Raw genomic sequence first — 12,976 nt, forward strand, 5'->3', positions numbered from 1 at the left:
TACACCGGCTGCGTCGCCGTCGATCAGTCGACGGTCGGCGCCCACTGCACGCCGTTGATGTGCCCACCACCGTCGACGAAGAGGGTGTTGCCGGTGACGTAACGGCTGTCGTCACTTGCCAGGAAGGCCGCAACGGGGCCGATGTCGTCGAGGGGATCGCCGATCCGCCCCATCGGGTTCTGTGCGGCCATCACTGCCACGTTCTCCGGATTGGCTTCGGCGACACGCTTGTACGCCGCACTCTGCGCACCGGGACAGATGACGTTGCAGTTCACCTGCTTGGGAGCCCACTCGCGGGCAGCAGTGCGAGTCAGGGTTCGCAATGCTTCCTTCGCCGCGTTGTACTGCACCGAGTACATGTGAGCATTCACGCCGTTGAGGCTGCACATGTTGATCACGCGGCCCGTGCCGTGACGCTCCAGTTCCGGCAGGGCAGCCTGCATCGCCCAGAATGCCGCCATCACTGCCATGTCGAAACCGCCGCGCAATTGCTCGTCGGTCATCTTCTCGAGCCGAGCGAAACCGAAAGTCCGCCAAGCATTGTTGACCAGGATGTCGAGGCGTCCGAACCGCTCGACGGACTTGTCGACCATGGCAACAACCTGAGCTTTGTCAGTGACGTCGGTCCGGACGAATTCCGCCTCCGCGCCCCATTCGTCCCGCAACCACTGGGTGGTTTCGAGGCCCGCTGCCTCGTCGATCTCGGCAACCAACACCGACGCGCCTTCACGCGCGAACGCGCCCGCCACTCCACGCCCGATGCCCATACCGGCACCGGTGACCACTGCTACACGTCCGTCGAGCTTGCCCACTGGGCCCTCCTTCGTCAGAACCCCTGTGCGCCTTTTTGGTAGTTCCCACTACCAAAAAGGCGCACGGGGGCGAAGCCCCTACCTGGGGCGCGGCACGGTCTTGTCGATGAACAGTCCCTCTACCGACACACACAATTCGCCGTCCGCAGTTTTGATCTCACCGACGGTGTGAATCTTGCGGCCGTCCTTGGCCAGGAATTTGCCGCTGATCGTGAGTGGCTCGAACAGCGGAGTCGGGCGATGGTACCGAGTGCTCAATTGTGCTGTCATGCCGGAAGTTCCACCCCAGGCGTTCGCGACGCCGAGAACGTGATCGAGCAGCAGCGCCGAAACACCGCCGTGCACATGGCCGGGAGGGCCCTGGTACGGCAGCGTCAACGTGACCACTCCCTGCACCGACCCGTCAGCGAGCCCTTCCAGAACGAGCGGCGGCGCAATGGCGTTCTCGGGGCCGGTCACGGGGTCGTGACGAGTCACGCCCTCACCGTTCCACATGTCGATCAACCGCTCGGCCACCTCGGGTGAGTGCTGTTCGAGATGCTCTGCAATGCTGTTGAGCTCCTCCGCAACCCGGTCCAAATTGGCGTTTCCGCGGTCGGTGCGCAGCATCGCGTCGACAACGCGACGCGCTGCTGCCGTGGCCCGGTCGACCGGGGCGTCCTGCGGCGGCGACGTCAGAATCGTGCCGCCCGGATGTGTCGCTGCTGTGGGGTGCGAACCGAGGTCCATCAGTTGATCTCCATTGTTGCGTGCGTGAGAACCGGGGAGTTCTCGCGTTCGGGGCACGTCGCCGCCAACGTCAGTGTGTTGCCGTCCTGCCATACCGAGGTGGTGATGGATTCGCCGGGGAAGAGCGAACCGGCAAACCGCACCGAGTAGTTCTTCACCCGCGTCGGATCTCCGTCGAGAATCCCGTCTACCACGGCCTTGCAGACGATGCCGTACGACGCGAGGCCGTGCAGAATCGGTGCATCGAAGCCCGCCATCTTCGCGAAGGAGGGATCAGCGTGCAGCGGGTTCATGTCTCCACTGAGTCGGTACACCAGCGCCTGTGAGGGACTCGTGCTCGACGTCAGTACCTTGTCGGGCGCTCGATCAGGCACCCCGGCAACAACTTCGGGCCCGGTGTTGCCGCCGAATCCACCTTCGCCGCGCGCCCAGATCTGCATTCCGGTGGTCCATAACGGATTCCCGTCCAGGTCCTCGGCCGCCGTCTCGAGAACGATCACAGCTGCCTTTCCCTTGTCCCAGACATCGGCGACCCGAGAGGAAATACGGGCAGCACCCGTCGACGGGATGGGCGCGTGAAGTGCCAGCGACTGCCCACCGTGCAGGATCTTTCGCAGATCGATGTCGATTCCCGGCATACTCATCGACGGTGCGGGCAGTACACCCGCCGAAACTCCCTGGCCTGCAACCATTGCAAACGTCGGGAGTACCTTCAGCCCCTTTTCGTACACCCAGGTCAGTTCAGCGGGATCGAGAGCATTCACCCCTGCCCCGAGTCCCAATTGGTAGAGCATGACGTCGCGATCGGTCCACGACGCCTCGCGCACAGTCGGTTCGGCGGCCAACGCCACCTCGAGATCGATAGCCATCAGTTCTCCAAAGTTCCGGCTCGGTAGACCGTCACGACGCACGCGCCGCCCAGTCCGAGGTTGTGTTGCAAGCCAATACGAGCGCCTTCGACCTGCCGCGCATCCGCGGTCCCGCGGAGCTGCCACGTGAGTTCGGCGCACTGCGCCAAGCCCGTCGCGCCCAGCGGGTGTCCCTTCGAGATCAAACCACCCGACGGGTTGACGACCCACTGGCCGCCGTACGTGGTCGCGCCGGATTCGACGAGCTTTCCGCCTTCTCCGACCGCGCACATCCCCAGGCCCTCGTAGGTGATGATCTCGTTGATCGCGAAGCAGTCGTGCAGTTCGATGACGTCGACGTCATCGATGGTGATCCCGGCCTGCGCAAAGACCTGCTCTGCCGCAGCTGCCGTCATCGGCGCGCCGACCACGTCGATCATCGACTTCTCGGCGAACGCTGCCTCGGTGTCAGTGGTCAACGCCTGTGCGACGATTTCGATCGCCCGGTCTTCGAGGCCGTGCTCACGCACGAACTTCTCGCTCACGACGATCGCGGCTCCGGCGCCGTCCGAGGTCGGCGAGCACTGCGAACGTGTCAGCGGCTCGTGAATCATCTTGTCGCCGAGTACCTGTTCGAGGGTGTACTCGTCACGGAACTGTGCGTACGGATTGTTCACCGAATGCTTGTGATTCTTGACCGCCACCGCTGCGATCTGCTCGACCGTGGTGCCGTACTTCTTCATGTGCTCGACGGCAGCGTTACCGAACAGCTGAGCTGTCATCGGCGATCGGGCGAACCCGTAATCCTCGACCATGATCTTCAGCTGAGAGTCCAAGGTCGTGACCTTGGGCATCTCACCGTTACCGGTCAACGCCGTTTTGGTCATCTTCTCGAAGCCGACGGCCAAGGCGCACTCGGCTTGTCCGGCCTGGACCCACTCGCGCGCCATCATCAGCGCCGTCGAGCCGGTCGCGCAGTTGTTGTTGACGTTGAAGATCGGAATGCCGGTCAGACCGGTCTCGTAGAGAGCTCGCTGTCCTGCTGTCGACGCGTTGAACACGTAACCGACCGCAGCACGCTGAATCTGGCCGTAGCCGATCCCGGCATCGGTCAGGGCATTCGAGACGGCTTCGGTCACCATGTCCGGGTATTCCCAGTCGCGGGTCTCGATCTTCTCGAACTTGGTCATGCCGACGCCGATGACGAAGGTGCGATTGCTCATGTGCAGGTCACTTTCCCGGTTCAGGGTCGCGAGGCAGACCCAGGATTCGCTCACCGATGATGTTGAGCTGAACATTGGTTGTACCACCCGCGATGGACATGCACTGCGAGTTCAAGAACATCTGGGTTGCAGACATCCGATGCTGTTCGCCCAGAAGTGAACTCGGTCCGGCCCACTCCATTGCCACGTCCCAGACCTGCTGGATGTGCTCGACACCGATCAGCTTCGCCACCGAGGATTCGGCACCCGGCTGCGCGCCGGTGAGCGAGCGCAGCGTGGTGCGCAGACCGAGCAGACCACCGGATTGCGCGTCGCACAGCACCTTTCCGAGCACGGTCAGCTGCTCGTCGTCGATGCCACCGGGCAGTCCGTCGACCAGGCTCAGAAGAGCCTCGCCACCCGATCCGAGCGACGAGTCGTTGGACAGCGAGACACGCTCGTTGGCCAGCGTGGTGCGAGCGAGCTTCCAGCCGTCGCCTGGCTCGCCGACCAGGCACTCGTCGGGAACGAAGACGTCGTCGAAGAAGACTTCGTTGAACAGTGCTTCACCGGTGATCTCGCGCAGCGGACGAATGTCGAGGCCACTGTTCTTGATGTCGATGAGGAAGTAGGACAGGCCCTTGTGCTTGGGTGCGTCGGCGTCGGTGCGCGCGAGGCAGATTCCCCAGTGCGCGTCGCGTGCCATCGACGTCCACACCTTCTGGCCCTGCAACTTCCAGCCACCGTCGACCTTGGTGGCCTTTGTACTCAGCGCGGCGAGGTCGGAACCTGCGCCGGGCTCGGAGAAGAGCTGACACCAGACGATGTCGCCGCGCAGTGACGGCGGGACGAACTTGGCGAGCTGCTCTTCGTTGCCGTGCGCGATGAGCGTCGGGATGACCCAGTTGCCGATGATCATGTCGTGCGGCTTGATCTTCGCAGCGCGCAGTTCTTCGGCGATGACCAGCTGGCTGACGGCATCGGCGGATTTGCCCCACGGAGCCGTGAAGTGCGGTGCGGTGTAGCCCTTTTCCGCGAGATACGTTTTCTGGGCGGCGCCTTCGAGTTCGAGTGCAGGAGCGAGCTCGGCTCGGACGTCGGCTCGGATCGCCTCGGCCTCGGGCGGCAGCTCGACGCTGAGCACGCGACGGGTTCCGGCAATGGTCAGCTCGGCAACGCGACGACGCCAGGATGCCGTGGAACCCAGCAGAATTCGCAGGGACTGCGCGCGGCGCAGGTACAGGTGCGCGTCGTGCTCCCACGTGTAGCCGATTCCGCCGAGCACCTGGATGCAGTCACGCGTGACGGAGAAGCCAGCCTCGAGGGCCGTGGCTCCGGCGACGGCTGCTGCGAGAGAAGCCTCTTCGGCACCGACGCCGTTGGCGGGAGTCAGCGCACGCGCAGCGTCCCAAGCGCAGACGCGTGCCTGTTCGGCAAGCGCGAGCATACGTGCAGCCTTGTGCTTGACACCCTGGAACTGGCCGATCGGGCGACCGAACTGCTGACGCACCTTCGCGTAGTCGGCCGACGTCGTGACTGCCCAGTCGGCCAAGCCTGATGCCTCGGCCGCGAACAGTGTTGCGGCAATGTCGAGTACACGCTGGGTATCGATGGTGAGGATCTCGGAATCGGTGAGCACCAAACCGTCGACGGTGACCTCGGAGTTACGACGCACGACGTCGTAGCTGGCCAAGTCCGTGACCTCGAGGCGGTCACGTCCGAGCAGAACGAATCCGCTGTCCGTCGCGAGGAGGAACAGGTCAGCGACATGGCCGCCGAGAATAAGGCTGGACGTTCCGCTGAGGGTGGTGTTGTCGCCGTCGCGGGTGATCTTCAGCGAACCCGGCTGCAGTGCAACAGCTCCGAGCGTGCTGCCATCCACGAGCGTCGGCAGTCTGTCCGTTTCTCCGGCATCGCTGAGAACAGCGCTGACCACTACCGTCGGCAGGAATGGTCCGGGAACCATCGAGCGTCCAAGTTCCTCGACGACGATGGCGAGTTCGACCAATCCGTATCCTGCGCCGCCGAATTCCTCGGCTACGTGTAGTCCGAGAAGCCCCTGCTCGGCAAGCCCGTTCCAGAGTTGGGGGCGAGTTTCGACCTTCGCCTCGACGGCTTCACGGACGACGGTGGGTGTTGCGTGACGCGCCGCCCAGCCCCGTACGGAGTCGCGGAGGTCACGATCTTCTTCACTCAATCCAATAGTCATGTCTACCTCGTCAATTCGACAGTGTCAGTACGGGTCAGATGCGTTCGATAATGGTGGCGGTCGAGAGAGCGCCACCGGCGCACATCGTGACCAGAGCCGTCGACTTGTTCGAGCGCTCGAGTTCGTGCAGCGCAGTGGTGATCAGACGAGCGCCCGTGGAACCGACGGGATGTCCGAGCGCGATCGCACCACCGTTGACGTTGACCTTGGACAGGTCTGCGCCGTGAACCTGCGCCCAGGAGAGCACGACCGAGGCAAAGGCTTCGTTGATTTCGACGAGATCGATGTCGTCCAAGGTCATTTTGGCCTTGTCGAGCACCATCTGGGTGGACTCGATCGGCCCGTCCAGGTGATAGAAGGGATCGGATCCGACCATGCCGGACGCGACGATCCGCGCGCGGGGCTTCAATCCCAGTTCCTGTGCGCGCTCTTCGCTCATCAGCAGTACCGCAGCCGCGCCATCACTGATCTGCGACGAGTTGCCGGCGGTGTGGATATGGCCTTCGATGACCGGCTTGAGCCCAGCCAGCGCTTCTGCCGTCGTCTCACGCAGTCCCCCGTCGCGAGTGACAGTGGCGATCTCACCGGTAGGCACGCCTTCCTTGTCCACCACGGGAGCCTTGACGGGCACGATCTCGCGGTCGAAGCGTCCTTCTGCCCAAGCCTGAGCTGCGCGGCGCTGCGATTCCAGACCGAACGCGTCGACGTCGGCGCGCGTGATCCCACGCTTCTCGGCAATTCGCTGCGCGGAGGTGAACTGGTCACCCATGTCGATGGTCCAGTCGTCCGGGTACGGGTTTCCCGTTCCCGGTGCGTTTGCCTGACCCAGGAACACACGGCTCATAGCCTCGACGCCGCAGCCGATACCGGCCGAGATCTGACCAGAAGAAATCAGGCCGGAAATCAAATGCACTGCCTGCTGGGCGGATCCACAGGCGCAGTCGATAGTGGTTGCCGCGGTGCTGTACGGCAATCCGGCGTGCAGCCACGCCTGCCGCGTGACGTTGTTGGACTGCTCACCTGCCTGGGTGACACAGCCGCCGATGATCTGTCCGATGTCTTCCGGTGCGACGCCTGCCCGTTCGAGAACGCCGAGCTGCGCTGCTCCCAGAATCTCGGCGGGGTGCAGTCCCGCCAGGGCGCCGCGACGACGGCCGATCGGTGTCCGAGCGGCCTCGACGATGACTGCATGACCCATGATGTTCGCTCCTTCGTGGAGTTTTCGGTCGGTGAGCTGGCTCACCGTCTAATTTTCTGTAATTTATTCTATTAATGATGTCAGGGCAATGTCCGGATTGACATCAACTCTCAACTGATGCGGATTCAAAAATAGAATTGATTTCAATTTTGCGAACATGACGAACCCTCCCCAGAGAGGGGCGAAGTCACGTCAGTGCCGTGAGAGATTCACCAGAAGCAGGTCGCATCCCTTGCGGATGTCGTACTCCGCATCGGGGATGGAGATTCGACCGTTGAGGCACGATTGGATGACCCCGAACCACAGCTGCATCAGCAGACGCAACCCGGTGTTGTCTTCCTCGGTGGGGTTCTCGATCCCGGCCGCATCGAGAATGATCTGCCGGAAGCCGCGATCGATCTTTCCCACGTCCGGCACCGTCGCGACGTTGGCGGTACTGGACGACTGCAGCATCGCAGTCGAGAGAGCCGGCCGACGCAGTAACCCGCGAGTCGCGCGAACCAATACCTCGTACACCGCATCCTGCGGATTGTCCGACTGAACCTGATGCCTGACAAAGCTGGCACCGATCTGGTCGATCTGCTCGACCATCACAGCGACGAAGAGGTGCGTCTTCGAGGGGAAATAGCGATAAAGAGTGCCGATGGCCACGCCCGCCCGCTTGGCGACCTCGTGCATCTGTACCCGTGAGAGTTCCTTCTCGGTCCCCAATTCGGCCGCCGCTTCCAGCATCCGCACATGGCGCGCCCGCTGCTCGTCCGAACTGGGCTCTGCAGCGTCCCTGACCTCGGCAATTCTCGGCAACGTCGCCCCCATCATCGATTCTGTGTCCCGGTCGCGAACGACCTCGCCAATTCTCTCATCTCGACCACCCATCTCGGCATATTGCCCGCTCAGTGGGACCTGGCATGGCCTTCTCTCCCCGTGCGGTATTCCGTGGACACCCCACCCTCTTGGAGTTAGGACGCAATGATGCAGGACTGGACCACCGAGTGCGACGTGTTGGTAGTCGGCTCCGGCGGCGGCGCGCTGACCGGCGCATACACCGCGGCAGCTCGAGGATTGACGACGATCGTCCTCGAGAAAACCGATCGCTTCGGCGGAACTTCCGCGTACTCGGGCGCATCCATCTGGCTGCCGGGAACCCAAGTACAGGAACGTGCGGGACTCCCCGACTCAACGGAGAACGCACGCACCTATCTGCGCGCATTGCTCGGCGACGCCGAGTCCGAGCGCCAGGATGCCTATGTCGAGACCGCTCCCGATGTCGTCGCACTACTCGAGCAGAACCCGCACATCGAATTCGAGTTCCGTGCGTTCCCCGACTACTACAAGGCCGAAGGCCGGATGGACACGGGACGCTCCATCAACCCTCTCGATCTCGATCCCGCCGACATCGGTGACCTCGCCGGCAAGGTGCGTCCGGAACTCGACCAAGACCGCACCGGTCAGGATCATGCTCCCGGCCCGATGATCGGTGGGCGCGCACTGATCGGCCGACTGCTGGCCGCAGTCCAGAGCACCGGTAACGCAGAACTTCGTACCGAATCCATCCTCACCTCCCTGATCGTGGAAGACGGTCGGGTTGTCGGCGCCGAGGTCGAATCCGGCGGCGAAACCCAGCGAATCAAGGCGAACCGCGGTGTGCTGATGGCAGCGGGCGGCATCGAAGGCAACGCCGAGATGCGTGAGCAGGCCGGCACCCCCGGCAAAGCGATCTGGAGTATGGGTCCCTTCGGCGCCAACACCGGTGACGCGATCTCCGCCGGAATTGCTGTCGGTGGCGCAACCGCTTTGCTCGATCAGGCGTGGTTCTGCCCCGGCGTCGAGCAGCCGGACGGCAGCGCCGCATTCATGGTCGGCGTTCGCGGCGGACTCGTCGTCGACAACGCGGGCGAGCGTTACCTCAACGAGTCTCTCCCGTACGACCAGTTCGGCCGGGCCATGGATGCGCACGACGACAACGGTTCTGCAGTGCCGTCGTTCATGATCTTCGACTCGCGCGAGGGTGGCGGACTACCTGCCATCTGCATCCCGAACACGGCGCCCGCCAAGCACCTCGAGGCCGGAACCTGGGTCGCCGCCGACACTCTCGAAGAACTCGCCGCCAAGACCGGACTGCCGGCCGACGCATTGCGCAGCACTGTCGAAAAGTTCAACGATGCCGCAAAGCTGGGAGTCGACGAAGAGTTCCATCGCGGCGAAGACCCGTACGACGCATTCTTCTGCCCACCCAACGGCGGCGCGAATGCGGCACTGACGGCGATCGAGAACGGTCCGTTCTACGCGGCCCGCATCGTCCTCAGTGACCTCGGCACCAAGGGCGGATTGGTCACCGACGTCAACGGTCGAGTCCTGCGTGCCGACGGCAGCGCCATCGACGGCCTGTACGCCGCCGGCAATACGAGCGCGTCACTGAGCGGCCGCTTCTACCCCGGTCCTGGCGTTCCGCTCGGCACGGCCATGGTCTTCTCGTACCGAGCAGCCCAGGACATGGCGAAGTAACCAGCACAACGAGGACGTGGGGCAGGCAATGTCAGAATCACCTGCCCCACACTCTTTCGCACGGCGACGCGATTTTGTATCACTCCAGGTCGATACCGGGCAACCCGTCCACACTCTTCGCGTTCTTCTCGGCGCGATAGGCGATGAGCCGCTCCGGCCCCCTCTTCTCCGCTACGCGGTCGAGCACGTCACGATCGGATTGGTAGTCCATCAGCGGTACTGCGTATCCGCACGAATCCGAAATGCGCGTCAGATCGACCACGACGATCGACCGCAGCCCCGGGTGCTCAGGGAACCTACCGACAAGCTCGTTGAACGGTTCCGACCCTGCAAGCAGAACGTGTCCGTGACCGTGCAGTCGTACGATCTTCGGTGGTCCGTCAAACGCCATGAACATCAGTGTTATTCGGGAGTTCTCGCGCACGTGCGCGATGGTTTCCACACCGCTGCCGGTGAGGTCGAGGTACGCCACCCGGTTGGATGTCAGCACCACAAACGATCCGACTCCCCCTTTGGGTGAGCAATTGACCAACCCGTCAGCAGACAACGGTGCGGTGGCAACGACGAACAGCGGTTGAGCCTGCAACCACGTGGTGAGCTTTTCATCGATGCCTTCGTAGACGCGCCCCATGTCGAGAGTGTAGTTCGCGCCGACTGGACGTCACGGGGCAGACGCTGCGGCGGCTCGAATCTCCTCACACATCGCTGCGAAGACGCGGTCGTCGGCGGGATTCGCCGGCACCGCCAGTGCAATGCCGTCGCAGAGACTCGCGTATTTCGAACTCAGCACCTCGGGGAGTTCGGCGTAGGTGCATTGCGTGACCAGCCTGTCGAGAACATCGTCGGTGAGGACGGCAGGTAGTCGAGCCCAATCACCTGCCCGCGCCATCACTGTCAGTTCTTCCCCGACCTCGGATAATCCGAGGACCTCCAGCGCGACTCGGTACGCCGGAGTGGAGTAGAGAAAGGCAAGTTCACTGCGCACCGCTTCTCGTTGAGCAAGTATCGCGGCAGGATCTTTGCCGGTGATCATCTTCGGAACGGCAATCAGTCGCGGCTTCCTTCCTCCTGCCGTCAACGATGGAATGATCCTCTCCGCGAGCACCTTCGGATGGGAGCTGGTGGGGTGAGAAACAAAACCGTCGGCGACGGCTCCCGCCAGTGAGCACATGCGCAAGTTCACTCCCCCGGTCCAGATCTCCGGAGCCGGAACATCGAGCGGCCCCGGATTGAAGTAGGGCTGCAGCCGGTCGAAGGTGTAGTGCGTTCCGGCATGGTCGAGTTCACCGCCCTCCTGAAAAACTCGGAAGATCTCGCGTACAGCGCTGACGTAATCACGCAGTTGCGCAACAGGATCCGTCCACGGCATCGAGTACCGCCCGACGATGTTCCCACGCACCTGCGTCGCAAGCCCCAGTTGAAATCGCCCACCCGAGAAACCCGCAAGATCCCAGGCAGCCAAAGCCGTCACCATGGGACTGCGCGCAAACGCGACAACCATCGACGTCCGGACAGTGAGAGTACTGCTGTGCTCGACGGCCAAGGCCGCCACCGCAAACGGATCACGAATGGTTTCGGAGATGTGCACCGTGTCGAAACCAAGGTTCTCGATGCGTCGGACGTGCTCAGCTACCTGCCGCAGCGGAGTGTCGGCAGGTAGCGAGGTCACCAATTCCATATCAGCTCAAAGGCTCCAGGCGAATCGACAGCAGCTTTCCTTCGGTAGCCACCTTGCGAGCGTGTTCATTGAAATCCGGGGCGGCACAAACGAACAGGGTACGACCGTCGGAACCGCCGAGTCCGCAAGCGAAGACACCGCTGTCGAAGGCAATTTCGTCGACTATCTCCCCGCTGGCGCCCACATGAAGAACACGGCTTCCGAGGGCATCGGCCACCCACATCGAATCGTCTCCGTCGATACAACACCCGTCCGCCGCAACGACGATCTGAGCGAGGGTGGTCTCCATCTCGGGTCCACCAGGCACCGGCCCGAACGACGCCCAGTCGCGGCGTTCACCCAGAGAGCCGTCGGCCTGGACGGCAAACGCACTGATTCGATTTCCCAGCGTTTCGTCCACGAGCAGATCTCCGGTCGACGTCAGAGCCATTCCGTTGGGGAAGTGGAGATCTCGCGCGACGACGTGCACCGATCCGTCGGGGTCGACGCGGAGGAGATCTGCCGTCTCGACGGGGGCCAGGTTCATCAGATCGAACCCGAAGTTGCCCACGTACGCTCGTCCCTGTGCGTCGACCAGCATGTCGTTGACGTTGGCACTGACGTACCCGGACAAGTCTGCGTGCACCACCAACTCGCCATCGGATTCTCGCCGCAGAATCTTCTGGTCCCGCATGGAGACGACCAGTAATCTGCCGTCCGGAAGCCACCCCAGCCCGGACGGCTGCCCTGGAACCTCCGCCTCGACGCGTATGTCTGTCCCGTCCTCGCAGGCCGAAATCACCTGGTAGGTGTAGAAGTCCGATACCCAGATCCGGTTCTCGTGCCAGCGCGGGCATTCGAAGTAGGTGTATCCCTCGAGAACTACCGCAACTTCTGGTGCCATCAGGCTCTCCTGCGTCGGTGACGAATGGACTATCAGCCCCATTCAATCACCGGCACCGCTGTCGCGGTGTCCGATTCCCGACTAGTCGCCGGCGCGAACTTCGTCCAACACGTCGAAAGCGGATTCCCATCCGTCGTACACATTCCCGTCACCCTTGAATCCCGGAATTCCTACCAGGTGGAAGGTCATCTCGGTTTTGTCACCCCGTTCTGCGAGCGTGACCGTTATCCGAGGTGCGGCATCCACCGGATCACTCGGATTTCCCCAGGTGAAGACCAGCCTCTTCGGCTCGTCGACCTCGAGATAGGTTCCGCCGGTGGGGTACTCGGCTCCGTTCTCGTCGTTGATCATCAGGTAGCGGTACGTTCCGCCAACCCGGGGGTCGATCGTGACGTACTCCCGAGGACTGCTGACACCCTTCGGATGCCACCAGCGCGCCGCCTCGTCGGGGTCGGTCCACGCCTGCCAGACAAGGTCGCGCGGCGCATCGAAGATCCGGGTGATGGTGAATTCTGCAGTGGCATCGACGTTCTGGTCACTCATTGTCCTTCTCCTTCTTCGGTCGACGTTGCTTCAGCTCACGTAGACGCTCGTCGAGGAGGTCGAAGCGTTCGTTCCAGCCTCGCCGGTGTTCGTCGACCCAGGCGCTGGCGTCGTCGAGACCCTCTGCGCGAAGGGTGCACGTGCGCCATTGCGCGGTGGCGGTTCGTTCGATGAGACCGGCTCGCTCGAGCACCTTCAAATGCTGAGAGATGGCGGGTCGACTCATTTCGAACGGCTCGGCCAACTCACCGACGGTCATCGAACCATCAGTGAGGCGAGAGAGCATTTCACGCCTCGTCGGGTCGGCCAATGCGCTGAACACTGCATCGAGTCGGCCGCTTCGCTCGTCCATGTAAGCAACTCCTTAAT

General features: G+C 62.9%; 13 protein-coding genes. 1 reads left to right on the top strand and 12 read right to left on the bottom strand.

What is annotated here, in order from left to right; all coding sequences use genetic code 11:
* Positions 1 to 23: 23 nt before the first annotated feature.
* The 7 genes from PCS43_RS29805 to PCS43_RS29835 form a co-directional block, all read right to left on the bottom strand.
* Positions 24 to 812, bottom strand: coding sequence for an SDR family NAD(P)-dependent oxidoreductase (locus PCS43_RS29805; protein ID WP_007732675.1), 789 nt, complete (start codon positions 810 to 812; stop codon positions 24 to 26).
* A 78-nt stretch (positions 813 to 890) separates the two neighbouring features.
* Entirely contained in the window at positions 891 to 1,541 is a 651-nt protein-coding gene (locus PCS43_RS29810; protein WP_209909894.1) for a PaaI family thioesterase, read from the bottom strand.
* Entirely contained in the window at positions 1,541 to 2,410 is an 870-nt protein-coding gene (locus PCS43_RS29815; RefSeq protein ID WP_007732676.1) for a MaoC/PaaZ C-terminal domain-containing protein, read from the bottom strand. The genes PCS43_RS29810 and PCS43_RS29815 overlap by 1 nt, the downstream gene beginning before the upstream one ends.
* A complete protein-coding gene (locus PCS43_RS29820; RefSeq protein WP_003940027.1) occupies positions 2,410 to 3,612 on the bottom strand; it encodes a lipid-transfer protein in 1,203 nt (400 codons plus the stop codon). Before PCS43_RS29820 ends, PCS43_RS29815 begins: the two co-directional genes overlap by 1 nt.
* 7 nt (positions 3,613 to 3,619) lie before the next feature.
* A complete protein-coding gene (locus PCS43_RS29825; protein ID WP_007732680.1) occupies positions 3,620 to 5,800 on the bottom strand; it encodes an acyl-CoA dehydrogenase in 2,181 nt (726 codons plus the stop codon).
* Positions 5,801 to 5,834: 34 nt separating this feature from the next.
* Positions 5,835 to 6,998, bottom strand: a complete 1,164-nt coding sequence (locus PCS43_RS29830) for a steroid 3-ketoacyl-CoA thiolase (RefSeq protein ID WP_007732681.1) — start codon at positions 6,996 to 6,998, stop codon at positions 5,835 to 5,837.
* A 192-nt stretch (positions 6,999 to 7,190) separates the two neighbouring features.
* Positions 7,191 to 7,817 (bottom strand): TetR family transcriptional regulator, encoded by a 627-nt coding sequence (locus PCS43_RS29835; protein WP_030536987.1) that lies wholly within the window; start codon positions 7,815 to 7,817, stop codon positions 7,191 to 7,193.
* A gap of 153 nt (positions 7,818 to 7,970) precedes the next feature.
* Between PCS43_RS29835 and PCS43_RS29840 the strand changes: the two genes are divergently transcribed.
* On the top strand, positions 7,971 to 9,503 hold the full coding sequence (locus tag PCS43_RS29840) for an FAD-dependent oxidoreductase (protein ID WP_037128865.1): 1,533 nt from the start codon (positions 7,971 to 7,973) through the stop codon (positions 9,501 to 9,503).
* A 79-nt stretch (positions 9,504 to 9,582) separates the two neighbouring features.
* Here PCS43_RS29840 and PCS43_RS29845 read toward each other — a convergent pair whose 3' ends face one another.
* The 5 genes from PCS43_RS29845 to PCS43_RS29865 all read right to left on the bottom strand — a co-directional run bounded on the left by PCS43_RS29845 (position 9,583) and on the right by PCS43_RS29865 (position 12,959).
* Positions 9,583 to 10,134 carry a pyridoxamine 5'-phosphate oxidase family protein gene (locus PCS43_RS29845; RefSeq protein WP_007732686.1) on the bottom strand — a complete coding sequence of 184 codons (552 nt, stop codon included), beginning with the start codon at positions 10,132 to 10,134 and terminating at the stop codon, positions 9,583 to 9,585.
* Positions 10,135 to 10,164: 30 nt separating this feature from the next.
* Positions 10,165 to 11,181 (bottom strand): TIGR03617 family F420-dependent LLM class oxidoreductase, encoded by a 1,017-nt coding sequence (locus tag PCS43_RS29850; RefSeq protein WP_058037665.1) that lies wholly within the window; start codon positions 11,179 to 11,181, stop codon positions 10,165 to 10,167.
* 1 nt (position 11,182) lies between these two features.
* Entirely contained in the window at positions 11,183 to 12,064 is an 882-nt protein-coding gene (locus PCS43_RS29855; protein WP_030536983.1) for an SMP-30/gluconolactonase/LRE family protein, read from the bottom strand.
* Positions 12,065 to 12,145: 81 nt separating this feature from the next.
* Entirely contained in the window at positions 12,146 to 12,607 is a 462-nt protein-coding gene (locus PCS43_RS29860; RefSeq protein ID WP_050656857.1) for an SRPBCC family protein, read from the bottom strand.
* The gene (locus PCS43_RS29865; RefSeq protein WP_003940373.1) at positions 12,600 to 12,959 is read right to left on the bottom strand and encodes an ArsR/SmtB family transcription factor; all 360 of its coding nucleotides are present in this window, start codon (positions 12,957 to 12,959) and stop codon (positions 12,600 to 12,602) included. Before PCS43_RS29865 ends, PCS43_RS29860 begins: the two co-directional genes overlap by 8 nt.
* Positions 12,960 to 12,976 lie beyond the last annotated feature (17 nt).

This window comes from Rhodococcus sp. C-2 (genome assembly GCF_027854095.1).
In the GTDB taxonomy this organism is placed as follows: Bacteria; Actinomycetota; Actinomycetes; order Mycobacteriales; family Mycobacteriaceae; genus Rhodococcus_F; species Rhodococcus_F qingshengii.